27 protein-coding genes and 2 pseudogenes are annotated in these 26,773 nt (G+C 69.2%); 13 read left to right on the forward strand and 16 right to left on the reverse strand.

The features are described from left to right. Nucleotides 1-57: 57 nt before the first annotated feature. From JOE46_RS11165 to JOE46_RS11175, 3 genes are all read left to right on the forward strand, one after another. The gene (locus JOE46_RS11165; RefSeq protein ID WP_245221025.1) at nucleotides 58-300 is read left to right on the forward strand and encodes a maltose regulon activator MalT; all 243 of its coding nucleotides are present in this window, start codon (nucleotides 58-60) and stop codon (nucleotides 298-300) included. 149 nt (nucleotides 301-449) lie between these two features. Then, entirely contained in the window at nucleotides 450-821 is a 372-nt protein-coding gene (locus JOE46_RS11170) for a PLD nuclease N-terminal domain-containing protein (protein WP_097212572.1), read from the forward strand. Between the two features lie 55 nt (nucleotides 822-876). Further along, nucleotides 877-2,013, forward strand: coding sequence for an NADH:flavin oxidoreductase (locus tag JOE46_RS11175; RefSeq protein WP_097212573.1), 1,137 nt, complete (start codon nucleotides 877-879; stop codon nucleotides 2,011-2,013). Between the two features lie 77 nt (nucleotides 2,014-2,090). Here JOE46_RS11175 and JOE46_RS11180 read toward each other — a convergent pair whose 3' ends face one another. The 4 genes and pseudogenes from JOE46_RS11180 to JOE46_RS11190 all read right to left on the reverse strand — a co-directional run bounded on the left by JOE46_RS11180 (nucleotide 2,091) and on the right by JOE46_RS11190 (nucleotide 5,889). Continuing rightward, complete coding sequence (locus JOE46_RS11180) at nucleotides 2,091-3,038, reverse strand: antibiotic biosynthesis monooxygenase (RefSeq protein ID WP_097212574.1); 948 nt, start codon at nucleotides 3,036-3,038, stop codon at nucleotides 2,091-2,093. After that, nucleotides 3,035-3,688: a CBS domain-containing protein gene (locus tag JOE46_RS26430; RefSeq protein WP_306455737.1), complete on the reverse strand. Its 654-nt coding sequence runs from the start codon at nucleotides 3,686-3,688 to the stop codon at nucleotides 3,035-3,037. The genes JOE46_RS11180 and JOE46_RS26430 overlap by 4 nt, the downstream gene beginning before the upstream one ends. 15 nt (nucleotides 3,689-3,703) lie before the next feature. Beyond that, nucleotides 3,704-5,107 (reverse strand): annotated as a pseudogene (locus JOE46_RS11185) (chloride channel protein); the annotation flags it as partial. 65 nt (nucleotides 5,108-5,172) lie between these two features. Beyond that, nucleotides 5,173-5,889, reverse strand: coding sequence for a CPBP family intramembrane glutamic endopeptidase (locus JOE46_RS11190; protein ID WP_097212576.1), 717 nt, complete (start codon nucleotides 5,887-5,889; stop codon nucleotides 5,173-5,175). Nucleotides 5,890-6,008: 119 nt separating this feature from the next. Between JOE46_RS11190 and JOE46_RS11195 the strand changes: the two genes are divergently transcribed. Both JOE46_RS11195 and JOE46_RS11200 read left to right on the forward strand, forming a co-directional pair. Continuing rightward, nucleotides 6,009-7,706 (forward strand): fumarate hydratase, encoded by a 1,698-nt coding sequence (locus JOE46_RS11195; RefSeq protein WP_097212632.1) that lies wholly within the window; start codon nucleotides 6,009-6,011, stop codon nucleotides 7,704-7,706. A gap of 166 nt (nucleotides 7,707-7,872) precedes the next feature. Then, nucleotides 7,873-8,493 carry a hypothetical protein gene (locus JOE46_RS11200; protein WP_179800605.1) on the forward strand — a complete coding sequence of 207 codons (621 nt, stop codon included), beginning with the start codon at nucleotides 7,873-7,875 and terminating at the stop codon, nucleotides 8,491-8,493. Between the two features lie 16 nt (nucleotides 8,494-8,509). On the opposite strand, the gene JOE46_RS11205 is transcribed toward JOE46_RS11200, so the two are convergent. From JOE46_RS11205 to JOE46_RS11225, 5 genes are all read right to left on the reverse strand, one after another. Next, nucleotides 8,510-9,865, reverse strand: coding sequence for an MFS transporter (locus JOE46_RS11205; protein WP_097212577.1), 1,356 nt, complete (start codon nucleotides 9,863-9,865; stop codon nucleotides 8,510-8,512). 34 nt (nucleotides 9,866-9,899) lie between these two features. Then, the gene (locus JOE46_RS11210; protein ID WP_097212578.1) at nucleotides 9,900-10,250 is read right to left on the reverse strand and encodes a hypothetical protein; all 351 of its coding nucleotides are present in this window, start codon (nucleotides 10,248-10,250) and stop codon (nucleotides 9,900-9,902) included. A gap of 86 nt (nucleotides 10,251-10,336) precedes the next feature. After that, nucleotides 10,337-12,265: a molecular chaperone HtpG gene (gene htpG, locus JOE46_RS11215; RefSeq protein ID WP_097212634.1), complete on the reverse strand. Its 1,929-nt coding sequence runs from the start codon at nucleotides 12,263-12,265 to the stop codon at nucleotides 10,337-10,339. 308 nt (nucleotides 12,266-12,573) lie between these two features. Beyond that, nucleotides 12,574-13,974, reverse strand: a complete 1,401-nt coding sequence (locus JOE46_RS11220; RefSeq protein ID WP_097212579.1) for a WS/DGAT domain-containing protein — start codon at nucleotides 13,972-13,974, stop codon at nucleotides 12,574-12,576. Nucleotides 13,975-14,042: 68 nt separating this feature from the next. Further along, nucleotides 14,043-14,519 carry an SRPBCC family protein gene (locus JOE46_RS11225; RefSeq protein WP_097212580.1) on the reverse strand — a complete coding sequence of 159 codons (477 nt, stop codon included), beginning with the start codon at nucleotides 14,517-14,519 and terminating at the stop codon, nucleotides 14,043-14,045. A gap of 166 nt (nucleotides 14,520-14,685) precedes the next feature. Between JOE46_RS11225 and JOE46_RS11230 the strand changes: the two genes are divergently transcribed. Beyond that, entirely contained in the window at nucleotides 14,686-15,060 is a 375-nt protein-coding gene (locus JOE46_RS11230; protein ID WP_097212635.1) for a helix-turn-helix domain-containing protein, read from the forward strand. 16 nt (nucleotides 15,061-15,076) lie between these two features. Here JOE46_RS11230 and JOE46_RS11235 read toward each other — a convergent pair whose 3' ends face one another. The 4 genes from JOE46_RS11235 to JOE46_RS11250 form a co-directional block, all read right to left on the reverse strand. Beyond that, on the reverse strand, nucleotides 15,077-15,673 hold the full coding sequence (locus JOE46_RS11235; protein ID WP_097212581.1) for an ATP-dependent Clp protease proteolytic subunit: 597 nt from the start codon (nucleotides 15,671-15,673) through the stop codon (nucleotides 15,077-15,079). Nucleotides 15,674-15,675: 2 nt separating this feature from the next. Then, a complete protein-coding gene (locus JOE46_RS11240; RefSeq protein WP_097212582.1) occupies nucleotides 15,676-16,278 on the reverse strand; it encodes a ClpP family protease in 603 nt (200 codons plus the stop codon). 75 nt (nucleotides 16,279-16,353) lie between these two features. Next, nucleotides 16,354-16,941, reverse strand: coding sequence for an isoprenylcysteine carboxylmethyltransferase family protein (locus JOE46_RS11245; protein WP_257017543.1), 588 nt, complete (start codon nucleotides 16,939-16,941; stop codon nucleotides 16,354-16,356). 36 nt (nucleotides 16,942-16,977) lie between these two features. Further along, nucleotides 16,978-17,190 carry a DUF4287 domain-containing protein gene (locus tag JOE46_RS11250; RefSeq protein WP_097212584.1) on the reverse strand — a complete coding sequence of 71 codons (213 nt, stop codon included), beginning with the start codon at nucleotides 17,188-17,190 and terminating at the stop codon, nucleotides 16,978-16,980. 76 nt (nucleotides 17,191-17,266) lie between these two features. Here JOE46_RS11250 and JOE46_RS11255 point away from each other — a divergent pair, with 76 nt between their 5' ends. Then, on the forward strand, nucleotides 17,267-17,593 hold the full coding sequence (locus tag JOE46_RS11255) for a helix-turn-helix transcriptional regulator (protein WP_097212585.1): 327 nt from the start codon (nucleotides 17,267-17,269) through the stop codon (nucleotides 17,591-17,593). Nucleotides 17,594-17,595: 2 nt separating this feature from the next. Continuing rightward, nucleotides 17,596-18,081 carry an SRPBCC domain-containing protein gene (locus tag JOE46_RS11260; RefSeq protein WP_097212586.1) on the forward strand — a complete coding sequence of 162 codons (486 nt, stop codon included), beginning with the start codon at nucleotides 17,596-17,598 and terminating at the stop codon, nucleotides 18,079-18,081. Nucleotides 18,082-18,091: 10 nt separating this feature from the next. Here the strand turns inward: JOE46_RS11260 and JOE46_RS11265 are convergent, their stop codons facing one another. Then, entirely contained in the window at nucleotides 18,092-18,457 is a 366-nt protein-coding gene (locus JOE46_RS11265) for a VOC family protein (protein WP_097212587.1), read from the reverse strand. Nucleotides 18,458-18,550: 93 nt separating this feature from the next. On the opposite strand from JOE46_RS11265, the gene JOE46_RS11270 reads away from it, so the two are divergent. Further along, on the forward strand, nucleotides 18,551-19,423 hold the full coding sequence (locus JOE46_RS11270) for a PE-PPE domain-containing protein (RefSeq protein WP_097212588.1): 873 nt from the start codon (nucleotides 18,551-18,553) through the stop codon (nucleotides 19,421-19,423). Nucleotides 19,424-19,448: 25 nt separating this feature from the next. On the opposite strand, the gene JOE46_RS11275 is transcribed toward JOE46_RS11270, so the two are convergent. Beyond that, nucleotides 19,449-19,703, reverse strand: coding sequence for a hypothetical protein (locus JOE46_RS11275; RefSeq protein ID WP_179800606.1), 255 nt, complete (start codon nucleotides 19,701-19,703; stop codon nucleotides 19,449-19,451). A gap of 177 nt (nucleotides 19,704-19,880) precedes the next feature. Here JOE46_RS11275 and JOE46_RS11280 point away from each other — a divergent pair, with 177 nt between their 5' ends. After that, complete coding sequence (locus JOE46_RS11280) at nucleotides 19,881-20,279, forward strand: hypothetical protein (protein ID WP_179800612.1); 399 nt, start codon at nucleotides 19,881-19,883, stop codon at nucleotides 20,277-20,279. A gap of 130 nt (nucleotides 20,280-20,409) precedes the next feature. Next, nucleotides 20,410-20,544, forward strand: coding sequence for a hypothetical protein (locus tag JOE46_RS26745; protein ID WP_257017544.1), 135 nt, complete (start codon nucleotides 20,410-20,412; stop codon nucleotides 20,542-20,544). 112 nt (nucleotides 20,545-20,656) lie between these two features. On the opposite strand, the gene JOE46_RS11285 is transcribed toward JOE46_RS26745, so the two are convergent. Next, nucleotides 20,657-22,354 carry an alkaline phosphatase gene (locus JOE46_RS11285; protein ID WP_097212591.1) on the reverse strand — a complete coding sequence of 566 codons (1,698 nt, stop codon included), beginning with the start codon at nucleotides 22,352-22,354 and terminating at the stop codon, nucleotides 20,657-20,659. Between the two features lie 136 nt (nucleotides 22,355-22,490). On the opposite strand from JOE46_RS11285, the gene JOE46_RS26960 reads away from it, so the two are divergent. Together JOE46_RS26960 and JOE46_RS11295 are read left to right on the forward strand one after the other, a co-directional pair. Next, nucleotides 22,491-23,291 (forward strand): IclR family transcriptional regulator, encoded by an 801-nt coding sequence (locus JOE46_RS26960; RefSeq protein WP_097212592.1) that lies wholly within the window; start codon nucleotides 22,491-22,493, stop codon nucleotides 23,289-23,291. Nucleotides 23,292-23,391: 100 nt separating this feature from the next. After that, nucleotides 23,392-26,733, forward strand: a pseudogene (locus JOE46_RS11295) (NAD-glutamate dehydrogenase); the annotation flags it as partial. Nucleotides 26,734-26,773: the final 40 nt, after the last annotated feature.

Raw genomic sequence — 26,773 nt, forward strand, 5'->3', positions numbered from 1 at the left:
CGCCCGCCCGGTGTCGATCGGCGGTAACGTCTGACCTGTCCGCACAACTTCTCCCGGATGGGACTCGAGGTCATGGGCAATCAGACGTGGTGGGTCATCGCGCCCGAGAGTGGATTCGCGTTCGAGCAGCGCGCCAACGGCGACATGGTGGTGGTCGACGAATCCGCGGCCGAGGAACACGTCCTGCACGGCTATGAGTGGATGCACGTCAAACACCCCGATGCCACCGAGCAGCGAATCAAGGTCCACGGTGAGGGCCCGCCGCCCTTCGGTGAGTGGATCGTCCTCGACGAGGGATGACCGGGATCACAATCTGAGCAAAGCTCACGAATCGGCGCCCTCAACACATATTCTCCCCGCGGGGGTCATCCCGGCACCGCAGCCATGCGCGCGCGGCCGGGTGACGCGGCGCAACAGGGCGCCGTACTGGACTGGGGAGGACATTTTTCATGCCGTACGCGGCTTTCGGACTCGTGATGATGGCGCTGTGGGTCTTCTGCATCGTCGACGTGCTCACCTGCGAGGACCACGAGGTACGCCACCTCCCCCGGATCGGCTGGATCCTGATCGTGCTGTTGATCCCTACGGTCGGCTCCCTGCTGTGGCTGATCCTCGGCCGCCCACAGGGCGCGCGACCGCAGCGCGGGCGACCGCACCCCTCCGCCTACAGCGAGTACGACCGACCCGGCAGGCAGCTCCCGCAGAATCCCGACGACGACGAGGCCTTCCTGCGGCAGTGCCGAGAGCGGGCCGAGGAACAGCGCCGGATCGGCAAGCAGCAGCGGATCGAACGCGAGAGCCGCGAGCGCGACCTCGACTAGCCGGGTGTCGAGCACCCTCGGAATAAGTTGCGCCTGCACGTAGTTACCCAGGGTCATGACCGAATCACACGTCCCCCTGCCCGTCGACGGACTCTTCGAACCGTTCGCGGTCAAGTCCCTGAACGTGAAGAACCGTTTCGCGATGGCTCCGATGACCCGGGGCTTCTCGCCGGACGGGATCCCGGGCGCGGACGTGGCGGAGTACTACCGTCGCCGCGCAGCGGGTGGGGTCGGCCTCATCATCACCGAGGGGACCTACATCCCTGACCCGGCCGCGGGCCCGCACACCCGGGTACCCCACCTCTACGGCACCGAGAGCCTGGCCGGCTGGCGCGGCGTCGTCGACGCCGTGCACGCGGAGGGAGGCGCGATCATCCCGCAGCTCTGGCATCTCGGGGTCGAGCGCGGGGAGGCCCCCCGCCTCAACCCGGAGGCGACCACCGTCAGCCCGTCCGGCCTCGCGCTCGACGGCTCCCCGAGCGGTCGGGCGCTGACGACCGGCGACCTCGACGAACTGCGCGAGGCCTGGGTCGCGGCCGCGGTCAACGCGAAGGACGTCGGATTCGACGGCATCGAGCTGCACGGTGCGCACGGCTACCTGCTCGACGAGTTCCTCTGGGCGGGCACCAACCGGCGCTCGGACGGTTACGGGGGCTCGCTGCAGTCGCGGACCCGGTTCCCCTCCGAGGTGGTGGCGGCCATCCGCGCGGCGGTCGGCGAGGACTTCGCGATCGTCTACCGCTTCTCCCAGTGGAAGTCGAACCACTACGACGCGCGGATCGCGCAGTCGCCCGCGGAGCTCGAGCAGGTTCTCGACCCGCTGGTCGCCGCCGGTGTCGACGTGCTGCACGCGTCCACCCGCAGGCACTGGGAACCCGCGTTCGCCGAACTCGAAGGCTCGGACGGGAAGCTCGGCCTGGCCGGGTGGACGAAGAAGCTGTCCGGGCTGCCGACGATCACGGTCGGCTCGGTCGGACTCGACAAGGTGTTCACCACGGCGTTCTCCCCCGACGGCGCCTCGAACACCGTCGGCATCGACCGCGTGCTCCAGCAGTACGAGAATCAGGAGTTCGACCTCGTCGCCGTCGGACGGGCGCTGCTCGCCGACCCGGAGTGGGTCAACAAGCTGCAGGAAGGACGCATCGACGAGCACGTGCCGTACGCCAACGAGCACCGCGAGGTGCTGCGCTGAGCTAGGAAGCCACGAACGGGCGGTTTCCCGCTCCGTCACTCGACGGAAGTCCGGGAAACCGCCCGTTCGTCGGACGCTCAGTCCATGTAGTCCCAGAACTGCAGCCAGTGCACCGTTGCGAACGTGGTCAGCGTCGCCGTGTAGACCACCGCGACCGCGACCGCGCCGATCAGCCCCACGCGCGGCCCCGCGCCGTCCACGGGATCGAGCCAGCGCCGGAACCACCGAGTGACCGCGGGCATCAGCAGCCAGGTCATCAACCCGACGCTGACGATCTGGCTGAGCCACATCGACAGCCAGGGCGGCAGGCCCCACTCGTTCAGCACCGGCCCAAGGAATCGCGAGAGCGTCATCACGGTCGGGTACAGCACGAGCAGGATCAGCATCGCCGTGCGCCACTGCGGCGTGATCCGCGTCGTGCCGTCCTGCACCCGCAGGATCGACCCGAACGGCGTGCTCCGCGCGACCACCGAGAAGTCCTCCGACAACTGCGATCGGAGCTCCGGGAGCGCCTCCGTGCGCTCCTTCGAGCGCATCCAGGCCGCCAGCTGGCGGTCGGTGCGGAACCGGAGCACCGACATCCAGGTGCCCGCACCCACCGGCCGCAGCACCGTGGTGCCCTCGAACCCCGAGAAGGTGGCGATCAACGCGGACAGTCGCACCTGCGTCGCCTCGAAGGCCCCTTCGCGCCCCGGCGACACCGGGTGTTCGAACACCGCGGTTCCTGGCGGCAGACAACCCTCGAGCAGGATCAGATCCGAGCTCGCGCGCCGGAATCCCAAGCTCTCCCCCGCCGCGATCAGCCCCGCCCGGCCGGCCGAGTCCAGCCAGCGGTGCAGGTGCTCCTCGGAATCGAATGTCACCGACACCGCCCAGTCCAGTTCGGGCGCCTCGTACGCGGCCACCCTGGCATCGACGAAGCCGTCCGCGTCCCGCGCGGCGACGCCCATGCCGTCGGCCCACCCGGCGAAACCGCCGGCGTCGGGCGTCCGGTGGAACACCGTGACGGCGGTCGCGGCGCTCATCGGTCGCCTCCCGCGGAGTCGCCCTCGACCAGTCGGCGGACCGACGCGCTCTGTTCGGGCGGAACCAGGACGGTGACGAGATCGCCTGCGCGCAGTCGGGTCGCGGCGGTGCCGGGGACCACCGCGTCGCCGCGCCGCACCGAGACCACCAGCGACCCCGCGGGAAGGGCCCTGTCCGCCAGCCGTTTTCCCAGGACGGGCGAGTCTTCGGCCGCGCGCACGTCCAGCACCTCGACATGCGTCCCGACCCGCTCCACCCGCCGCTGCTCGGCCAGGACCTCCATCCGATAGCCGTGGACGACGTCCGGCACCCCGACGATGCCGCACACCCGCCTCTGCCCGTCGAGCACGGTCAGCCACCGGGCCTCGTCCGGCATCGCCTCCAGCGCCTCGTCGAGGTTCGCGGTGACGTCGACCGTCGGCGCCCCCGCATCGGCGCGCCGCGCGAGGATCGCATCCGGCGCCGCGGCCGCGAGTCCCGACGGCGAGACCGCGCCGATGAAACGCCCCTCGCCGTCGACGACGGGCGCCCCCGGCACTCCCGCCTCCCTCAATCGCGCCAGCGCGTCGGCGACGTCGGTGCCGCCGTCGAGGACCAGCCGCGGGGGCGACATCGCCTCACCGACGCCGACCCGGCCCAGCAGCGGCATCCCCGCCGTCAACCGCGCCGCGCGGGCGTCCTCGCGGGTGCCCAGCTGGGCCCGGTAGATCGTCTCACCGGAGTGACGCACGATGAGGTAGGCCAGCCCGACCGCGACCATCGCGGGCGTGAGAATGGTGAGGCTGCCGGTCATCTCGGCGACCATCAGCATCACCGCGATCGGCGCGCGGGCGATGCTGCCGAAGCAGGCCATCATCCCGACGATGACGAACGGCGCGGGCGAATCCGGGACCGCGGGCGCGATCGGTTCGAGGAGCCGCCACACCGCCGCGCCGATGAAGGCGCCGATCACCATGCCGGGCCCGAAGATGCCCCCCGATCCTCCGGTGCCGATCGAGAGCGAGGTGGCCAGGATCTTCGCGAACGGCAGCACCAGCACCACCCATAGCGGGATCGCCAGCAGACCCGTCCGGTCCAGCGACTGCTGCACCCAGCCGTATCCGCTGCCGAGCACCTCGGGCAACGCAAGGGCCGTCAGGCCGACCAGGAGTCCGCCGATCGCCGGCTTGAGGATCCGGCTGCAGCGCACCCGGTCCGATATCGCGACGGTGCCGTAGAACGTCCTGCTGTAGAGCAGGCCGACGAGCCCCCCGAGCACGCCGATGGCCGCGAACCACACCAGCTGCAGGGGATCGTCGAACCGGTAGTCGGACGCCGCGTAGCCGAACAGCGGCGCGAAGCCCAGCAGGGACCCGTAGACGGTGTAGCCGACGATCGAGGTGACCAGCCCCGGGATCACCGCGTCGAACTCGAAGTCGTCCCGGTAGGCGATCGACCCGGCGAGCAGGGCGCCGCCGAGCGGGGCCCCGAAGATCGCGCCGATGCCGGATCCGATGCCGACCGCGACCGCGACCCGGCCGTCCTTCGGCGACAGGTCGAGGGTGCGCGCGAGCAGGGAGCCGAACCCGGCGGAGATCTGGGCGGTCGGGCCCTCGCGGCCACCGGACCCGCCCGAGCCGATCATGATCGCCGAGGCGACGAGCTTCACCAGCACCGCTCTCATGCGGATCATCCGCGGGTTCCGGTGGATCGCCTCGATGGCCGCGTCGGTCCCGTGTCCCTGCGCCTCGGGGGCGAAGGTGAACACGATGACCCCGGAGGCCAGCCCACCCAGGCAGACGACGATCGGGATGGCCCACGGGCGGGGCGAGTCGCCGCTGCCCGTGCCGCCGCCGTCCCCCGCGGCCTCCGGCGGCGTGTAGCCGCCGAGCATTCCGAGCAGCAGGTGGGTGGCCTCGGAGAGCACGAGAGAAAAGACCACGGCACCGAGCCCCGCGATGATGCCGATGGCGGTGCCGAGCACCAGCCATTTCTTCAGGTAACTCGCGTGCTTCACCCAGCGACCCGCGGTGGTCCCGGCCGAGCGCAGCCCTGTCGCCGCGAGAAGCCGGCGATCGCCGGCCGTCATACTCGGCAAGCGTAGTCAGCGTCGACGCGCGCCGACGGCTGTTTGACCTGGGTGTCGGCCCGAGGTCAGGCCACGGACATCTGCCACACCACGGCGGCGGCGAGCGCGCCTGCCCCGTTCAACGACCAGTGCAGCGCGATCGGTGCGATGAGGCTGCCGCTGCGGCTGCGCAGCCAGGTGAAGACGAATCCCGCCGCGGCGGTGGCGAGCACCGCGCCCGCGATCCCGAGCACCTGCCCCCACACCCCACCGCCGAGGATCCCGGTGAGCCCACGGTTCCCGCTCGTCAGCCCGAGCGAGGACGCGATGTGCCACAGGCCGAACAGCAGCGACCCCGCGGCGAACACCCCGCGCGCACCCCAGGCGCGATCCAGGGTGCCGTGCAGCACCCCCCGGAACGCCAGTTCCTCCGGGATCACGGTCTGCAACGGGATGACGATCATCGACGCGATCAGGGCGCCCGAGATGGTGGCGTAGCGATCGGCTATGAAGAACGGCCGGGTGATCGGGAGCAGTGCCCCGATCGCGACGACCGCGACGACCACCCCGACCGCGGCGAGCGCGTAGAGCGACCCCGTGCGCCAGTGCCGCCGCGACAGTCCCAGCTCAGACCAGCCCAGACCCCGGCGGCGAGTCATGGCGACCAGCACGATCGCGGCGATCGGCACGGTGGCGATGCTCGCCCAGGCGTTGGTGAAGTGCGCGATCAGATTGGTTCCCACCAGGACCAGCACCACGACGGCGACGTCGAGGTAAGCGTGGAGCCTGGGGTGGGTGTGCATCTCGTCAAGTGTACGGACCGCCCGCGCGGGCGACGGGCTCGTTCCCGCCCCCGGATCGGGGCGCGGGAGCAGCGCCGCTAGCCTGAACGTGCTTCCACGCCCCGTGTACAGGAGAGATGATGGCCGACTTCCTCTATGAGGACCTGCTGCCGATCGGTGACGACAACACCGAGTACCGGCTGCTGACCACCGAGGGGGTGTCCACCGCCCTGGGACCGGACGGGCGCACCTTCCTGAACGTCGAGCCCGAGGCGCTGCGGCTGCTCACCGAGACCGCATTGCACGACATCTCGCACTACCTGCGCACCGATCACCTGACGCAGCTCGCGAGCATCCTCGACGACCCGGAGGCCTCGAACAACGACAAGTTCGTTGCGCTCGACCTGCTCAAGAACGCGAACATCGCCGCGGCGGGCGTGCTGCCGATGTGCCAGGACACCGGCACCGCCATCGTCATGGGCAAGCGCGGCCAGCAGGTCCTCACGCCCGGGGACGACGAGCAGGCCATCTCGCGGGGCGTGTACGACGCCTTCACCAAGCTGAACCTGCGGTACTCGCAGATGGCCCCGGTGACCATGTGGGACGAGAAGAACACCGGCAGCAACCTGCCCGCGCAGGTCGAGCTGTACGCGGACACGGCCAAGGGGCACGAGAACTCGTACAAGTTCCTGTTCATGGCCAAGGGCGGCGGCAGCGCCAACAAGTCCTACCTGTTCCAGGAGACGAAGGCGATCCTGAACCCGGACTCGATGATGCAGTTCCTCGAGGCCAAGATCCGCTCGATCGGTACCGCGGCCTGCCCGCCGTACCACCTCGCGATCGTCGTCGGCGGCACGTCCGCCGAGTTCGCCCTCAAGACGGCCAAGTACGCGTCCGCGCACTACCTCGACGAGCTGCCCTCCGAGGGCGCGATCACCGGCCGCGGTTTCCGTGACCACGAGCTCGAGAAGAAGGTCTTCGAGCTCACCCAGAAGATCGGCATCGGCGCGCAGTTCGGCGGCAAGTACTTCTGCCACGACGTCCGCGTCGTCCGGCTCCCCCGCCACGGTGCGTCGCTGCCCGTCGCGATCGCCGTCTCCTGCTCGGCGGACCGCCAGGCGAAGGCGAAGATCACCCCCGAGGGCATCTTCCTCGAGCAGCTCGAGTTCAACCCGGGCCGGTTCCTGCCCGAGGTCACCGACACCCAGCTCGACGCCGAGACCGACGGCATCTCGGGCACCGGCAAGGGCGCCGCGGTCAAGATCGACCTCACCAAGCCGATGCCCGAGATCCTCGCGGAGCTGTCCAAGCACCCGGTCAAGACCCGGCTGTCGCTGACCGGTCCACTGGTCGTCGCGCGCGACATCGCGCACGCGAAGATCAAGGAACGTCTCGACGCGGGCGAGGAGATGCCGCAGTACCTCAAGGACCACCCTGTGTACTACGCCGGTCCGGCCAAGACCCCCGAGGGTCTCGCGTCCGGCTCGTTCGGCCCCACCACGGCCGGCCGGATGGACTCGTACGTCGAGCAGTTCCAGGCGGCGGGCGGCTCGATGGTGATGCTGGCCAAGGGCAACCGGTCCAAGCAGGTCACCGACGCCTGCGACGCGCACGGCGGCTTCTACCTCGGTTCCATCGGCGGCCCCGCGGCGCGGCTGGCGCTCGACTGCATCAAGAAGGTCGAGGTCATCGAGTACGAGGAGCTCGGCATGGAGGCGGTCTGGAAGATCGACGTCGAGGACTTCCCTGCCTTCATCGTGGTCGACGACAAGGGCAACGACTTCTTCGCACACACCGGTGAGGTCACCCTGACGGTGGGCAAGCGTCCCGGCCTGTGAGCTGAGACGACACGACCCGAGGCCCGGCGGAGCACACGCTCCCCCGGGCCTTTGTCGTTGCGATCCCCCATTGCCATGCGCACCCGGTGGGAGGAGGGTGAGGCATGGAGGGGGGGTTGACCGGTGGCGCCCGCCGGGTGCTGCCTCGAGAACAAGGAGGTGGATCGTGTTTGCACGCTCAACCACTATCCAGGCCCACCCGTCGTTCATCGACGCGGGAATCAAACATATTCGCGACACGGTGATGCCTGCACTCGCCGAACTCGAGGGCTGCGCGGGACTGTCCCTGCTGGTCGACCACGACAGCGGACGCTGCATCGCCACCAGCTCCTGGATGGACGAGGAGTCGCTGCGCAGGAGCGAGGGGCCCGTCCTGCAGCTTCGCGACGAGGCCGCAAAGGCCTTCAACGGCACCACCACGGTCGAACGCTGGGACATCGCGATCCTGCACCGCGACCACCATTCGAGCCACGGCGCGTGTGTGCGGGCGGTGTGGCTCAAGCTCGAGCCGGGCCGGATGGACCACGCCATCGACGTCTACAAGATGGTGTCCATGCCAGCGATGGAGGACCTCGAGGGGTTCTGCAGCGCCAGCCTGCTCGTCGACCACGCGGCGGGACGTGCGGTGTCTTCGGTGACCTTCGACAGCCACGAGGCCATGGACAACAATCGCGAGCTGGCCCAGGAGATCCGAGCAGCAGCGGTCCGCGAGATGGGCGGCGAGATCCTCGAGGTGTGCGAATTCGAACTGGCGATCGCCCACCTGCACGTGCCGGAGATGGCCTGAGAGGAGGCCGGGTTCGTCAGCGCTCGGCCAGCGCCTGACCCTTGAGTTCGGGCAGCGCGAGGGTCGCGGCCGCGGCGAACCCGAAGGACACCGCGAACACCCCGAACACCAGTCCGTTGCCGCCGCCGGTCAGCAGCCACGGCACGATCAGCGGCGCGATGATGGACGCGATCCGTCCGAACGCAGCCGCCGCGCCGGTGCCGGCTCCGCGCACCGTCGTGGGGTAGAGCTCCGGACCGATCGCGTACAGCGCGCCCCACGCGCCGAGATTGAAGAACGACAACGCCATACCCGCCGCGACGATCTGCGTCGGTGAGTCCGCCAACCCGAACAAGCCCGCCGCGATCGCGGATCCGAGGAGGAAGGTCGCCAGGGTCCCGCGGCGACCCCACGCCTCGATCAGCCAGGCCGCCATCGCATACCCGGGCAGCTGGGCGAGCGTGATGACCAGCGTGTACTGAAAGGACTTCACCAGGTCGAAGCCCTGCGCGAGCAGCAGGCTCGGCAGCCAGATGAAGGCGCCGTAGTAGGACAGGTTGATGCAGAACCAGATCGCCCACAGTGCGCCCGTCCGCCTGCGCAGCCGCGGCGACCAGATCGACTCGACGACGGTGTCGTCGGCGGGCGGATCCGGTCGCCCCGGCCGGGGCTCGGTCGCGGTGTCGGGCGCGGTCCCCTGCGCCCGGCGGATCGGCGGCGACTCTTCGAAGGACCGCACGGCCGCCTCGGCCTCGGCATACCTGCCGCGGCCCTCGAGGAAGCGCACCGATTCGGGCAGGCCCAACCGAACCACCACCGCGTAGGCGGTCGGCACGATGCCGACCGCAAGCGCCCAGCGCCAGCCGTCGTCGGAGAGCGGGATCAGGAAGTAGCCGATCAGGGCGGCCAGGATCCAGCCCACCGCCCAGAACGCCTCGAGCGCAACCACCATGCGGCCCCGCTGCTTTCGCGGCGCGTACTCGCTGACCAGGGTCGACGCGACCGGCAGCTCGGCGCCCAGCCCGAGCCCGACCACGAAGCGGAGCGCGATGAGCACCGCCAGCGAGCCCGCGAGCGCGGTGGCACCGGTGGCGAGCCCGTAGACGAGCAGGGTCGCCGCGAAGACCTGCCTGCGGCCGATCCGGTCCGCGAGCAGCCCACCGACGCTGGCCCCGATGGCCATCCCGACGAAGCCGATCGAACCGACCCAGGACAGCTGTGTCTTGCTCAGGTCCCAATGCACGGCCAACGCGGCCATCACAAACGAGATGAGGCCGACGTCCATCGCGTCGAGCGCCCAGCCGACACCGGAACCGACCAGCAACCTGCCGTGCCGACGGGTGAACGGGAGCTCGTCGAGTCGCTCTGTGCGGGTTCTGGTTTCGGGTCTCACCGAGATGGCCTACCTGGGGCCGCGCTTGCCCCGGCTACGTCCAGAGCGCGGCGATCAGAGCGGTGATGATCGCGAGCACCCCGGCCGCGTGCGCCAGGTTCGGGTTCGCCTCGCCCCGCTTCTGCTTGGCGCGACCGATCTCGGCGAGCGCGACGATCACGAGCGAGAGCACCAGCTTGGTCGCGATCTTGGCGGTGATGTACTCCTTGTCCAGCGCACCCTCGCCGATCCCGACGATGATCAGTCCGGTCAGGAACTGGACCCGGGCGCCCCACACCATGACCTCGGATACCCGCGGCTCCGCCAGCACGGCGAAGTAGCCACCGACGATGGCGGCCATACCGAGCAGGTGGATGGCGACGAAGACGTTGTATACGACAGACATACCCGCACTGTATCCGCAGGAACGCAGGAGCGCCGCGCCGATTCGCTATCCCACGAGATCGGCGCGGCGCGTCGGCGCCCGCGGGTCTAGACCGTTCGGGCCAGTCGGTCGGCGAGCATGCCGGTGAACCGCGCGGGGTCGTCGAGCTCGCCGCCCTCGGCTAGCAGCGCCATCCCGTAGAGCAATTCGGCGGTCTCCGCCAGCGCCGGATCGTCGGCGCGGTCGGCCTGGGCCGTCCGCAGCGCCGCCACGAGCGGATGCTCCGGGTTGAGCTCGAGGATCCGCTTGGTGGGCGGGAGCACCTGCCCCGAGGCGCGGTACATCTTCTCCAGGGTCGGCGACATGCTGAACGCGTCACCGACGATGCAGGCCGGGGAGGTGGTCAACCGGGTGGACAGCCGCACCTGCTTGACCTGCTCGTTGAGTGCCTCTGCCATCCAGGTGAGCAGGCCCTCGAAGTCCTTCTCCTTTTCCTCGCGCTCGGACTCGTTGGCCTTCTTGTCTTCCTCGGTGTCGAGGTCGACCTCGCCCTTGGCGATGGACTGGAAGACCTTGCCCTCGTATTCGGGCACAGCGCCGACCCACATCTCGTCCACGGGATCGGTCAGCAACAGCACCTCGAGGCCGCGGGCGCGGAACGCCTCCATGTGCGGCGAGCTCTCGAGCAGCTGCCGCGTCTCGCCCGTCGCGTAGTAGATCTGCTCCTGCCCGTCCTTCATGCGCGCCAGGTAGTCGTCCAGGGTGGTCGGCTCGTCCTCGCTGTGGGTGGACGCGAACGACGAGATGCCCAGCAGCGCATCACGATTGTCCGTGTCGGACAGCAGGCCCTCCTTGAGCACGCGACCGAACTGGGTCCACAGGGTGCGGTAGTCCTCGGGCCGTTCGGTCTGGATGTCCTTGATGGTGGACAGCACCTTCTTGGTGAGCCTGCGCCGGATGGCCCGGATCTGGCGGTCCTGCTGCAAGATCTCGCGTGAGACGTTGAGCGAGAGGTCCTGTGCGTCCACCACGCCCTTGACGAAGCGCAGGTACTCGGGGATCAGCTGGTCGCAGTCGTCCATGATGAACACGCGCTTGACGTAGAGCTGCACACCGGTCTTGGCGTCGCGCTGGAAGAGGTCGAACGGCGCGTGGGTGGGGATGAACAGCAGCGCCTGGTACTCGAAGGTGCCCTCCGCCTTCATCGCGATGGTCTCGAGCGGCTCGTCCCATGCGTGCGCGATGTGCCGGTAGAACTCCTGGTACTCCTCGTCGGAGACCTCGTCCTTCGAACGCGCCCACAGCGCCTTCATCGAGTTGATCGTCTCGGACTCGACGGTCACCGTCGCCTCCGCGCCGTCCTCGCCGGGCACGCTGCGCGCGACATCCATCCGGATCGGCCACGCGATGAAGTCGGAGTAGCGCTTGACCAGTTCCTTGATCTTGTACTCGGACGTGTAGTCGTGCAGGTGATCCTCGGCGTCCTCGGGCTTGAGGTGCAGGGTCACGGAGCTGCCCTGCGGCGCGTCGTCGACCGTCTCGATCGTGTACGTGCCCTCGCCGCTCGACTCCCAGCGAGTCGCCTGGCTCTCGCCCGCGCGGCGGGTCAGCAAGGTGACCTTGTCGGCCACCATGAAGGTCGAGTAGAAGCCGATGCCGAACTGCCCGATCAGCTCCTCACTCGCCGCCGCGTCTTTGGCCTCACGCAGCTTGCGACGCAGATCCGCGGTGCCGGAGCGGGCCAGCGTGCCGATCAGGTCCACGACCTCCTCGCGGGACATGCCGATGCCGTTGTCGCGGACGGTCAGCGTGCGCGCCTGCTTGTCCACCTCTATCTCGATGTGCAGATCCGAGGTGTCCACGTCGAGGTCCTTGTCGCGGAACGCCTCGAGGCGAAGCTTGTCCAGCGCATCCGAGGCGTTGGAGACCAGCTCGCGGAGGAAGGAGTCCTTGTTCGAGTAGACCGAGTGGACCATCAGATCCAGCAGCTGACGGGTTTCCGCCTGGAACTCGAGCTGCTCGATGTGCGCGTTCAATCCGATTCCCTTCGACAGCCGAGGCCTCGACATCGGGGCCTCAGACACCAGATTCGTCGTCGGAATATTACGCCGACACCGAGGCGGCCCGTCCGGGCCTCGGGATAAGTCCGGACTGTCCCGGACATGCGTGAGGCCCGGTGGAGCGCACGCTCCACCGGGCCTCACGAGAGGTTGGGTGTGGCCCTTACGGTCCGACGGCCAGCAGGGTGGCCAGGTTCGCGGCCTCGGCCGGTCCGACGTAGGGAACCAGCGCATCATAAATGTAGGTCGACATCTGGGTACTCCTTCGATGACTCGTCGAGTCGTCACTGCTCTGCCGGAGCTTCCGACACCGAATGCAGGGTATCCGGGGACGGCGCGGCTCGCCACCCGATTGGCCCGAATGCGGCGCTGACCTCGTCTATCGCCTCGTGCAGCATGGTCTCGTAGGCGTCGAGGTCGGCCAGTACGGACGGACTGGTGCTGACGCCGATCGTGACGGTCTCACCGATGCCGTGTACTCCATGTGTCAGGCCCATGAACTGGGACAACGCCGGGAAGCCGGCAGTGAAACGCACCGGTCCGCCGCCGAGGGACAGATCGGCCGGACCCCGGTCGACGCTGGAGACCACGGTGTTGCCGGTGACGGTGTCGGGGATCGCGCCGAAATCGAACTGCTCGACGCCCCACCGCACCAGCGGCCCAGGAACCGAGCGCAGCGCGCGGTCCGCGGCCGCCGCGGCCGGGTGCTCGCCGCGGGTCCGGCGGGTTGCCAGCGACGCGGCGATCGCCGCGGCACGGTCCCGCAGATCGGCGACGCCGGGATGCAGATCGACCGCGACGTTGCGGAAGTGGTTTCGCGACCGCGCCTGCCCGGGTTTGGCGACCGTCACCTCCGCGGCGAGGTCTGCAGGCACCGCGCTCCCCTGCGCCCGCAGGTACCGGGTCAGCGCCAGCGAGATCGCGGTCATCGCCCCGACCGTGACGGTGACGCCGGGCCCGCGCAGGTCCGCGGCGTCGCGAACCACCATCCGCACCGACCGGCGCTCGTCCGGCCGGGCGTTGGTCGGACCCTTGGGGAGGCTCGGCGGCTGCGGCGGCAACACCCCCGTGGCGGTGTCGCGCTCGAGGTCGCGATGGGTCCGGTGGGCGGGCACCGCGGCGGCCAGGAGGGCGGCCAGCTGCGCCGGGAGTCGGGCGGCGGCCAGCGTGAGCGCCAAGGCCGGTCGCCACGGCGCGGGGCTCGGCGCCCGCCGCACCGCAGCGTCCTGCCCACCGAACAGGGCTCGGGCCAGCGTCGAGGCGCCTCGCCCGTCGGCCAGGGCGTGCGCGACCTGCAGCACCGCAACCACCGCGGGTGCGTCGCCGCACCGCGGCGCCCCGTGCGCGACCGCGAAAAGGTGCAGCCGCCATGGCGATTCGCGCGAGTCCAGGCGTTCGGTCAGCAGCCCCCCCACGGCCAGCAGGCAGTCCGGCCAGCTCTCGAGCGGCTCATGGGCCACCACGTGGTCGGGTCCGACGTCCATCGGGACCCAGTGCGGGTAGTCGGCGTGGAACGGGACCTCGCGAACCTTGAGCCGCAGGTCCGGGACGAGCGCGGCGCGCGCGAGGAGCGAGCCGCGCATCGCGGCCGTCGAGTCGGCCGGGTCCTCGAAGCAGTAGAGCAGGAACTGGTCGCTGTGGATCTTGGTAGAGATCCAGTACGTCTGCGCATCAGGGGGACTCATCCGCGGCACCGACGGAAGGTATCACCGACCGACCGCCGCCGATGCGCCCGCCGTGGCCGGCCCGGGAGCTATCCGGCCTCGGCGAGGGCCTTCAGCTTGGCCAGGCCCTTCTCGAAGTCCTTGCCCACCATCTTGTCCATGCTGAAGATGAACCCGAAGACCTTGAAGAACCAGGTCTTCTTGCCGGTCATCCGCCAGCGGACCGTTGTGCCGTCACCGCTGGGCTCCAGCAGGAAGGTGGTGACGTTCTCGGCCTTGAACGGCTTGAGGAACGTCAGGTCCAGCACCACCTTCTGCCCGGGGACCGACTCGGTGATGACCATCGACCCCGAACCGGCCTTGCGGTTGCCCGACCAGGTGTAGGTGGCGCCGACCCCGCGGTCGGCGCCGCCGTAGGTGCGGGTCATGGTGGGGTCGAGCACCTCCCAGGGCGACCACTCGGGCCAGCGGCGGAAGTCCTCGATCAGGCCGTGCAGGGTGGCCGGGCTCGCGGCGACGTCGATGGAGCGTTCCACGAGGAAGCTGTCCGTACTCTCGGGCGCCATTGCGGTCTCCGTTTCCGTTGCGCCCGACGGCCGGGCTCCCACCGAATTGTCCATCCAGGAACGGACGGTCGCCACCGACACCATGCGCAGCGCCGAACGCGTCGCCGGGTCAGCCCTCAGCGAACAACCGCGCCTTTCGCCGCGGCCCGGTGGCAGGCTTGCGGTCATGACAGCTGCGGACCGGCCGGTCGTCGTCGACATCGCCACCAGGCGACGCGAGGGCCGACGCCCGGACCGCGCCGACCGACCCGCTCCCCTGCTGCGCAAGGTCTACGGCGAGATCCTGCGGGACGAGCGCCGCGACCAGGACCGCACCCTCGACGACGTCGCGCGCACGGTGGGCATGTCCAAGCAGTACCTCTCCGAGATGGAGCGCGGACGCAAGGAGCCGTCGTCGGAGATGCTGCGCTCGGTGTGCGACGCGCTCGGCATGCCGCTGGAGAACCTGCTGGCCAGGGGTGTGCGGCGACTGTCGGCCCCGCGACGCACCGGTCAGCACACGGTGACCGGTCCGCCGCGGGTGGAGCTGATGGCCGCCTGATCTGCAACGCCGTCCGCTACGCCGCGTCCCTGGAGACGATGATCTGGTCCGCGAGGCCGTAGTCGAGTGCCTCCTGGGCGGTGAAGATCCGGTCCCGGTCGGTGTCCCTGCGCAGTCGTGCCACGTCCTGACCGGTGTGCGCGCTGAGGATCTCCTCGGTCTGCGACCGGACCCGCAGCACCTCCGCGGCCTGCAGGGCGAGATCGGAGATGGTGCCCTGGCCCTGCGCGGACGGTTGATGCAGCAACACCCGTGAATGCGCGAGCACATGCCTGCGCCCCGGCGCGCCCGCGGCGAGCAGCACCGCCGAGGCGGACGCGGCCTGGCCCATGCAATAGGTGGCCACCGTGGGGCGCAGGAACTGCATGGTGTCGTAGATGGCGAGCATCGCGGTGGTCGACCCGCCCGGCGAGTTTATGTACAGGCCGATCTCCCGATCCGGCGCATCGGCCTCGAGGTGCAGCAGCTGCGCCATCACCACATTCGCCACACCGTCATCGATCTCGGTACCCAGGAAGATGATCCGTTCGTTGAGCAGTCGGCTGAACACGTCGAAGGATCGTTCGCCCGCCGGGGTCCGCTCGATGACGCTGGGAATCGCGTACTGCGCCATGACTACAGCCCCATCCGTCCTGCGGTCGCGAACGGCGCGATCTGCGCGAACGATCCGACCACGTGATCGACCATCCCGTACTCGCGGGCCTGCTCGGGGGTGAACCAGCGGTCCCGGTCGCTGTCGGCGGCGATCTCCTCGACCGTGCGGCCGGTCTCGGCCGCGAGGATCTCCTCCGACTGCCGCTTCATGTACTCCCAGTTGTCGGCCTGGATGGCGATGTCCATCGCCGTGCCGCCGATGCCTGCAGACGGCTGGTGCATCATGATCCGGCTGTGCGCCAGGCTTATCCGTTTCCCGTGGGTGCCGGAGGCGAGCAACACCTGGCCCATGCTCGCAGCGAACCCCAGCGCGACGGTCACCACGTCGTTGGGGATGAGCTTCATGGTGTCGTAGATGGCGAGCCCGGCCAGCACGGAGCCGCCGGGTGAGTTGATGTAGACGACGACGTCACGCTCGGCGTCGGCCGTGGCGAGCAGCACCATCTCGGCGCAGGCCCGCTCGGCCATCTCGTCGTTCACCTCACCGGTCAGCATCACGGTGCGCTGCCGGAACAGTCGATCGGTGAGTTGGTCTCGGTAGGTCAGGGCTGGTGTCGTGGTCATGTATTCCGTTGTATCCGCTTAGCGCGGTGGCGAATCGATTTGTCTGCCGAGGGCAGACGGATCCGGTGGGGGCGCCTAGAACACGAACGGGATCAGCCTCTTGGTCCGGCGCATGTACTGCCGGTACGGGTCGCCGAGCCCCTCGGCCAGCGTCCGCTCCTCGTGCGGGATCCGCACCACGTAGCCGAGCACGAGCCCCAGCACCGCGAGGGGTGCGAGCCAGTTGGTGTACGCGATGGTGAACCCAAGGGCGCAGATCAGCGCGCCGGTGTACGAGGGGTGCCGGATCCACCGGTACAGGCCGGTGTCCACCACCGTCTGACCGGGCGCGACCTGGACCCTGAACGTGAAGGCGGCTCCGAGTTCGTACACCGCACGCAGGCGCATGCCCTGACCCGCGGCCGCGATCGCCAGGCCCGCAACGAAATACCAGGCCGCGCCGGTGGTGATCACCGTCGACGTGACGAGCAGGCTGATCACCAGCCCACCGGCGTAGGCGGACAGCAGCCCCAGCCCGACCGCGAGCCCGCTGCGCGCGTCCTGGTCCCGCTCGGCGCTACCGGGCCGGGTACGCCCGATCCAGAACTCCGAGAACACAAATGCCGTGAACGCCGCCGCGAGGATCGCTCCTGCGGCGGGGTCGGACGCGAACAGCGGGAGCACGGCGCCGCCTCCTCGTCCTTCGCGTCCGCGGCCGATCTAGCCGGCCGCGTCCTCGTCGAGGGTGTACTTGACCAGGGCGTTGGCGTGCCCGTGGCCCATCTCGTGCTCGGCCTTGAGCCAGTCGACGAGCTCCTTGTGCTTGGTCAGATCCGAGGACCGGATCATGGTCTGCCACTCCGCGATCGGCCGGCCGTACTTCTTCTCGATCGACGGAAAGTAGGACGCCGGACCCTTCACTGCCTCAGTCATGAATGGGACGCTACCGCCAAGGGTCTCGCCATTCCCACCATTGACACCGCCAGACCTGCGGGCAATACTGAACTAGATGGTTCAGTATTCACGGCTCGACGCCTCGTTCGCGGCGCTCTCGGATCCCACCCGACGCGGGATCCTCGAACACCTCGGCCGGACGGACGCCACGGTCAGCGAGCTCGCGGAGCGCTTCGAGATGACCCTCACCGGCATCACGAAGCACCTGCGCCTCCTCGAGGAAGCCGGCATGGTCGTGACCGAGAAGCGCGGCCGCGTGCGCCACTGCCGACTCGGCACGAACCCGTTCGACCGCGAGCTCGCCTGGATCCGGGGTCACCAACTCGAGATCGAGGGCCGCCTGGACCGTCTCGGACAGTTCCTCAACCGCATGGAGGAGTAACGATGACCACGCAACACACCCCCGCCGCCGCGACCGTGTCCACCCCCGGCGACCGCGACATCCATGTCGAACGCGTCTTCAACGCCACCCGCGACCGGGTCTGGGCCGCGTACACCGAACCCGAGCAACTCGCCCAGTGGTGGGGCCGCGGGAACCCGCTCGACGTCGAGCGCTGGGACTTCGAGCGCGGCGGCCACTGGCGGTTGGTCGAGCACCACGAGGGCGGAACCGACGGCTTCGAGGGACGCTTCCGGGAGATCACCCCGAAGGAGCGGTTGGTCTACTCCTTCGAGTGGGACGGCATGCCCGCGCACCCGTGCATCGATTCCGTCGAGTTCGTCGACCTGGGCGACGGCCGCACCAAGGTCGTCATCGACAGCCAGTTCTTCACCGCCGCCGAGCGCGACGGCATGCTGCAGTCCGGCATGGAGGGCGGCATGAACGACAGCTACGCGGCGCTCGATGCGCTGCTCGCGAAGGCCGGCTGAACGCCCCCGCTCAGTCGTTCAGGCACAGGCAGAAGTAGTGCCCGGCCGGATCCCGGAACACCGCGAAGTCCGGGTGGTCCGCCGGTCCCTCGACGAGCTCCGCGCCGAGGCCGAGCACCCACCTCGTGGACGCATCCATGTCGTCGATCCGCAGGTCGAGGTGCACCCGCACTCCCTCCGCCGGCCAGTCGGCCGGGACGAAGTCGGGCGCGAGCTGGAACGCCAGCCGGAGCGCGCCCGGACCCTGCAGGACCACCCAGTGGTCGTCCGACCGCGTGCCCCCCCATCCGAGCACCGCGCCGTAGAAGGCGGCCAACGCGCCCGGATCGGGACAGTCCAGGACGGTGTACTCCATACCGATGGCAGGACGGGTCATGACCTCGACCCTAAGCCGCGCCGGACCCCGATTGCCAGGATCTTCTCAGGCGCCCATGAATGGATCCTTACCCGGAGCGGGCATCGTGGACTCATGTCGCAGATAACCGTGCTCGCCGTCGGTGGCACCGGGGAGTCGCACCCCGACGACCGCCGCACAGAGGTGTCCGGGCTGCTGCGCGAGGTCACCGACACGCTCGACGGCCGCTTCGTCGCACGCTGGGTCGGCTACCCCGCCTCGTACGGCCCCGTCGCCGTCGGCGGGCTCAGCTACCGGCAGAGCACCGCCGTCGGCGTGCGCAGGGTGATCGAGGCGGTTGCGGAGACCGACGGCCCGGTGATGCTGATCGGCTACTCGCAGGGCTGCACGGTGATCCGCGAGGTGCTGGGGCACATCGCCGCCGGAGACCTGACCGCGGGCGGTATCGCCGCGGTCGGGCTGATCTCCGACCCCGAGCAGCCGGACGGCGCTGTGCCGGGCTGCCGCGGGCACGGCGTCGCCGGGCCGGGGCCCGCGACACCGGACTCGATCCCCGTCCTCTGGGTCGGACACCCCGAAGACATGATCTGCAATGCCAGCGACGACAGCTTCGTTCGCGACATCGCGGACCTCACGCGCTGGATGTCGCTCCGGGAACCCAGCACGTGGCTGGGCAAGCTATGGGAGTTGCTCCGGAACAACAGCTTCCAGAACGCGACCAAGACCCGCCTGAGCGTCAGGCAGTGGCGCACGGACCTGCGGCGCCTGCGCACCGCCGCACTCGAGGTGCTCGGCTACCTGCCCGCACGCATGACCTGGGGCCGCGTGCGAATGAGCAATCCGCGGGGCGGTCGGCACGTCGCCTATGCCACCGAACCGCTCGACGCGGGCGGGCTCACCGGGTGCCAGGTGCTTGCGCAGTGGATCCAGGTGCAGGCGACGTTCGGGGCTCGGTACACGCGTCGCGCGCCGACCCGTGTCGCGTGAGCACTCATCTCGCTGTGGATCTGGGTCAGGCGGGCTCGGGCGCGAGGTCGTCGACGTCGGGGAACCGCTTCAGCAGCCTGGCGATCATGCGGTGCATCTCGTACATGCGCCGATCCAGCGCCCCTGCTCTGACGAGCAGTTCGGCCTGACGGTCGAGGTTGCCGGAGCGCCGGGCGAGGACCGCGTCGGCCTCGGCGGTTTCGATACCTGCCGCAAGGTCTTCGACCTCCCGACGGAGCATGACCAGGAACATCCGAGCCTGCGCTTGTTGCATCGGCATCGATCGGGACCTCCCTCGTGCTGGCGGCCCACTCCGGCCTTACGGCAGTGTCTCCGGACACTCCGGCCCCGTCAACATGCGGACCGTCCAGTACGCGCGCGATACGGTGGGTCGTGTCAGGGTCGGGCCCTCTAGCGTTGCAGGAGATCTGTTGTGAAGCTCGCTCGCAAGCTCGGTATGTGTGCCATCTCTGTCGCCGCGTTGGGGTTGTCGACCGCGGGGGTTGCGGCGGCGGCTCCGGTGACCGTTCCGTTTCAGGTGAATCCGTCCCCATACGGGAATCCGAACGGGAGCTTCGACGCTCCCGCGGCTCGATGCGCGGCGGTGGTCGGCGCCCAGCCCGGATCCGTGGTGATCACCGGCGGGAATCCGGGAGGCTGGGGCTGCCCGCTCTCCTCGCAGGTGCAGTGGATGAACCTGTCGTCCGGCGCGACCGGCACCACCCAGTTGTCGGACGGTCTGAACGGGATCCCGGCCGCGGCGACGGTGAACACCGGGATCGGTCAGGTCGTCGTCGTCGTCAACCCGGTGGCCGGGATCGTCACTCCCGGTTTCGCCACGTTCCACGTGCCGTGACGTCGGGACTCTTGGGAGAGGCTGCCTGACACCGGAATTCGGCCTCACCACGGGGCCGCTACCGGTAAGGTCGGCCCGCGGCGACACCGTCGCCGGACATTGTCAGCGTTATACGAGGAGCGTGGGGGACATGGGTTCAATCGAAATCATGAATTGGCTTCAGGCGGGTGCGAATGCAGGCGATCCGATCAGGGGACCGCTCTACGTCGCTGCGTTCGTGATCGGCGGGCTGTACAGCGTGCTCTTCGAAGGCGCCATCATCTGACGGACGTGAGAGGAAGCGGGTCGGGCCGTCTGCGCTGACAACCCGCCTCCAAATGCGCAATGGCCCCGCCTCACGGCGGGGCCTTTGCGCATTTGTCACCTGTCGAGGCGGGTCACAGGGTCTCGATCACCGACTGCCCGGCCGGGGTGCGCAGCGCTTTCGTCGTCTCCACTCCCGAGTTCGGGTTCAGCTTGTCCACCGTCCGGAACTGGAAGCGCGCCTCGCTCGCGTCGACCTCGAGGACGCCGTACCCGTGGCTGACCATGTCGGCGTGCTTGACGTGCGGGTTCTTGTCCCGCCGGTTGACCTCCTCGGCGCGCGCCCCGCCGGTGTTGTCACTGCTGCTGGTGTAGCCGCCGTCCGCGGTGTTGGCGGAGGTGACGGACGGGACGACGAATTCGACACCCGCGCGCCGGGTCCCGGGCGCGTTGGCCTGGGCGCCGCTCGGCGTGCCCGGCGCGAACCCGGTGTCCCAGAGCTCGCCCGCCCAGCCGTCGTGGTCGTCGCCGGTGACCAGGACCAGGTTGTCCACCGACTGGGCCGCGGTGGACAGGATCTCCGCTCGCTCGGCGCCGTAGCCGTCCCAGGTGTCCATGTAGGCCCGGGTGCCGTTGTCCGCCACCACCATGCCCATCATCATGTTCGCGTTCGCCACCACCTTCCAGCGGGCGTCCGACCTGGTCATGCCGTCGAGCAGCCATTGTTTCTGCGTCGAGCCCAGCATGGTCCGGCCCGCCGCGTCGGCCTCGGCGCACACGATGTGGTCCAGGGAGTCGCCGCAGGCCTGCCGGTCCCGGTACTGCCGGGTGTCGGGCGCGAACAGCTCCACCGTCTTGCCCACCCGCAGCGAGCGGTACGTGCGCGTCGGGTCGTTGGCGAAACGGGGAACCGGCATGTGCTCGAACCACGACTGCCACGCCCACTGCTTCTTCTGCTGGAACCCGACCGCGCCCTCGATGGGCGAGATCACCGGGAACGTCCAGCCGTCCTTGCTGTAGTTGTTGCGGAACTCGTGGTCGTCCCAGATCGGGATGAACGCGTGCTGACTGTGCATCTGCCGCAGGTTCGCGTCGGTGCGGTACTGGCGGTACTTGTCCCGCATGGCGTCGATGGTCTGCGGGAACGGGTTGGTCGTGACGCCCCGGACGCCCGGCTTGGTGAACTCGTACACGTAGTCGCCGAGGCACACGACGAAGTCGAGGTCCTCCTCGGCGAGATGCCGGTGCGCCGCGTAGTAGCCCTCCTCGAAGCCCTGGCAGGTGAACCAGCCGATGCGGACCGGCTCGTTGGAATCGGCCGGCCGCAGCGTCCGGAACCGACCGACGGGCGACTCGCCTCCGTTACCCCGGAACTGGTAGTAGTAGGTCTCCCCCGGAGCCAGTCCGTTCACATCGAAATGCACTGTGCCGTCGGCGTCTTCACGTACCTGAACCCGTTCGGCGAGCACCGGGCTCGACAGGTCCTCCCGCCTCGAGACGACCAACGCCAATTCACCGCCCGCGCCGCTACTACCGGCACTTCCGCCGGCACTGCCACCGACACTGCCGCCGCCGAGGCTGCCGGTCTCGAGGCTGCCGGTACCCCCCGCCGCGCCGACGCGCGTCCACAACGTCGCGCCGTCGGTGCGCGGCACCCCGGCCATGACTCCGTTGCCGAACTCGGGGTTGCGTATCAGCCCGGCCCCGGCATCGGGGGCCTGGCGGAGGACGGGGGTGGCGTTCGCCGCGGCGGGCAGCAGGGTCGCGCCGCCGAGCACGGACAGGCCGGCCAGGAAGGCGCGGCGGGAAACGTTGGTGGGCGGAAAAGACACAAGCCACCTCAGGTGCGGTAGGGACAAATTCCAGATGACCCTAGACGTACACGAACCGTTCCGCTGTCGTTTCCCCGCCGTTCATCGGCCCGCGTCGCGGTGACGTTCCGACGACGCCGCTGGCAGAATCGGCTGGGTGGTCAAGCCAGCGGGTTCCAGCGCATCGCCTGCGGTCGGACGTGCCCTCGACATCCTGGTACGACTCGCGGAGCGCCCGGGTCCGGTGCAAGCGGCCGCCCTCGCCCGCGACCTGGATCTACCCCGTTCGTCCGTCTACCACATCCTGTCGGTGCTGGTAGAGCGCGGATTCGTGGTGTACGTGCCCGGCGAGCAGGCGTACGGGCTCGGGGTGACGTCATTCGAGATCGGCTCGGCGTACCTGCGCCACGAACCACTCGAGCGGCTCGCGCAGCCGATCCTGCACCGGCTGGCCATGCAGCTCGGACAGGCCGTGCACCTGGGGATCCTGCACGGCAACGAGACGGTCTATCTCCTCAAGGAACGCCCCACGTCCGGACCCGCGGCCGAGGTCTCACTGATCACCGACATCGGGGTGCGGCTCCCCGCGCACCTGACCGCCAATGGGCGCGCCATCCTCGCGGCCCTGCCCGACGCCCAGGTCAAGGCGCTGTACTCCCGGCGCGGGGACTTCATCACACGGACCGGACTCGGCCCGCGGACGCTGACCGAACTGCGACGCACCCTCACCGATGCACGCTCGCGCGGGTGGGCAGAGGAGGTGGACCTGGTGACGACGGGCCTGCGGTCGGTGGGCACCGCCGTCTTCGATCACAACGGCCGTGCCGTCGCGGCCCTGAGCACCACCTGGCGCAAGCAGTTGGCCTATCCCGAACCGGATGCCGTTGGCCAGACCCTGATGACCGGCGCTGAGCGTCTGACCTCGCACATCTCGGGCCACGTCCCCTCCCCACGCTGAGCTGGCGGTAGCCACGATTCGACCCTTGTGAGGCAGCTCACAGAGTTGTATAGTCCTGTATATACAACTGCTGCCGCATGAGGAGAAGCCGACGATGACGCAGGCCTGGGACGACGACTTCCGCGACCGGATGGCGGATCCGGTATTGGCGAAGTCCTACATCGAATCCCTGCCGGAGGCCTACAAGCACGACTTCGACCCCGCGCGCGCCGCCGCGGACGTCACCCGGATCGAGGCGCTGCGGACCGATTCGTTCGAGGTTGCCCTTCACCCGCCGACGGGCGCGGCCAGGGGACAACTGCGCCTCACGCTCTACATCGACGGAGAGGCCGTCTCGCTCAGCCGCATCCTCCCCGTGATCCAGTCCCTCGGTGTCGAGGTGCTCGACGAGCGGCCCTACCCGATGAGCGACTCGGCCGGCAGTCCGTGCTGGATCTACGACTTCGGCCTCACCCTCGACGTCGATCCCGCTCCGGCCGACACCGGCATGGCTGCCCGTTCCACCGAGGCCTTCGCCGCCGCATGGCGTGGTGACGCCGAGGTCGACACGTTCAATCACCTGGTACTGCGCGCGGGGCTGACCTGGCGACAGGCGTCGATGCTGCGGGCGTACGCAAAGTACCTGCGGCAGGCCGGTTTCCCGTACAGCCAGGTGCGGATCGCGGAGGTCCTCACCGCACACCCCGAGTCCGCACGCTTGCTGGTCGAGCTGTTCGAGGCCCGCTTCGACCCGGCGACGAACGACGAGGGCAGCCAGCAGGCGTTGACCTGCCGTCTCGACGATGCGCTCGGCAGTGTGGTCAGCCTCGACGAGGACCGCATCCTGCGGGCCTTCACCACCCTCATCCGAAACACCCTGCGCACCAACTATTTCGCCCACGGCGGCACCTCGCCGTTGCTCTCGTTCAAGTTCGATCCGCAACGGATCGACGAGCTCCCCCACCCCCGACCACGATTCGAGATCTACGTCTGCTCACCACGAGTAGAAGGCGTGCATCTGCGGTTCGGCGCCGTTGCCCGCGGCGGCCTCCGATGGTCGGACCGCAAGGAGGACTTCCGCACCGAGGTGCTCGGACTGGTCAAGGCGCAGGCGGTGAAGAACGCGGTCATCGTGCCGGTCGGCGCCAAGGGCGGCTTCGTCGTGAAACAGCCGCCCGCACCGACGGGCATCGACGCGACCGATCGCGACGCGAACCTGGCCGAGGGCATCGCGTGCTACCGGCAGTTCATCGCCGGCCTGCTCGACGTCACCGACAACATCGACCCGGCCACCGGCTCGGTCGTTCCCGCCCGCGACGCAGTCCGCCACGACGCGGACGACACCTATCTCGTCGTCGCCGCGGACAAGGGCACCGCCACCTTCTCCGATATCGCCAACGAGGTCGCCGCCGAGTACGGATTCTGGCTCGGCGACGCGTTCGCCTCCGGCGGATCGGTCGGCTACGACCACAAGGCGATGGGCATCACCGCACGCGGCGCCTGGGAAAGCGTGCAGCGTCACTTCCGCGAGATGGGCCGCAACACCCAGAGTGAAGACTTCACGGTCGTCGGCATCGGTGACATGAGCGGCGACGTGTTCGGCAACGGCATGCTGCTCAGCGAGCACATCAGACTGGTCGCCGCCTTCGACCACCGTCACATATTTCTCGACCCCGCGCCGGACGCGGCGACGTCGTTTGCGGAACGCAGTCGACTGTTCGGCCTGCCCCGCTCCTCCTGGGCGGACTACGACCCCGGGCTGATCAGCCCCGGCGGCGGGGTGTGGGCGCGCTCGGTGAAGTCGGTCCCGGTCAGCCCCGAGGTGCGGGGCGCTCTCGGTCTCTCCGACGGCGTCACCGCGCTCGCTCCCGCCGAACTGATCGACGCGATCCTGCGCGCCCCGGTGGACCTGATGTGGAACGGCGGCGTCGGCACCTACGTCAAGGCCTCCACCGAATCCCACGCCGAGGTGGGAGACAAGGCCAACGACGGGGTCCGCATCGACGGGCGCGACCTACGCGCCCGCGTCGTCGCGGAGGGTGGGAATCTGGGGCTGACCCCGCTCGGTCGCATCGAGTTCGCCCGCGCCGGAGGCCGCATCAACACAGACGCGTTGGACAACTCGGCAGGCGTCGACTGCTCCGACCGCGAGGTCAACATCAAGATCCTGCTCGCAGGCATGGTCGCGTCCGGCCACCTCGCTGCCGGTGAACGGGACGCGCTGATGCGGTCGATGACCGATGAGGTGAGCCGACTCGTACTGGCAGACAACCGCTCCCAGAATCGGATCCTCGGTGTGAGCCGATCCACTGCCGCCTCCGCGCTCGGCGTCCACGCCCGGATGATCGCAAGGCTGGAGAACGAACGCGGACTCGTCCGCGCGCTCGAGGCGCTACCGGACAAGCGCGAGCTGTCTCGGCGCGCACAGGACGGCCAGGGGCTGACCTCTCCGGAACTGGCCACCCTCATGGCGCACGTCAAGCTCGCCGTCAAGGACGAACTGCTGGCCGGTGACCTGCCGGACGATCCTGCGCTGCGCGACCGGCTGCGTGCGTACTTCCCGGACGCCGTGCGGAACCGATTCGGCGACCACCTGGACTCACACCGGCTACGCCGCGAGATTGTCGCGACGATGTTGACGAACGACGTGATCGACCACGGCGGAATCACTTTCGCGTTCCGCCTCGCGGAGGACTCGGCGGCGATCGGATCCGACGCCGTGCGCGCCCATGTCGCGTCGGCCCGGATCTTCGACCTGAACCGATTGTGGGCGGACATCGCGGAGAGCGGGCTGCCGACGGACGTCACCGATGCCCTGGTGGTCGACACCCAGCGGGTGCTGGACCGGGCCTCGCGCTGGCTGCTGGCCAACCGGCCGCAGCCCCTCGACATCGGCGCCGAGGTCGAACGATTCGCGCCCCGACTCGTCCGGCACGCGCACCTGGTCCCGGACTGGCTTCGCGGACAAGAGCTTGCCGACCTGCACGCGCGGGTCGCCGCGTCGGTCGACGCCGGTGTCCCGCACGATCTGGCGGCCCGCGTTCACCTGCTGCTCGATCAGTTCGGCCTGCTCGACATCATCGAGGTGGCCGACGTCAGCGGCCGGGACGTGCCGGACGTCGCAGAGCTGTACTACGCACTGAGCCAACATCTCGGCGCCGTGCATCTGTTGCAGTCGGTGTCGAGACTGTCGTACGACAACCGATGGAACTCCCTTGCCCGCCTTGCGATGCGGGACGAGCTCTACGGCTCCCTGCGGGCGCTGTGCCTGGACCTACTCGGGAACCCGGCGAGCGCAGGAGAATCCACGGCGGAGATGATCGGACGCTGGGAGGTGCGGAACTCCACCCGCATCCTGCGGGCACGATCGACCCTCGACGCGATCTTCGAGAACTCGTCCGTCGATGTCGCGGCCATGTCCGTTGCGGTGCGCCAGATCCGGAGCCTGGTCGGTAGCGTCTGAGCCGATCGCCGCCGGTGCGAGCGGCCGCGGCTCACCGCGG

It is taken from the genome of Rhodococcus sp. PvR099, assembly GCF_017833315.1.
Classification (GTDB): Bacteria; Actinomycetota; Actinomycetes; order Mycobacteriales; family Mycobacteriaceae; genus Rhodococcus_G; species Rhodococcus_G oryzae.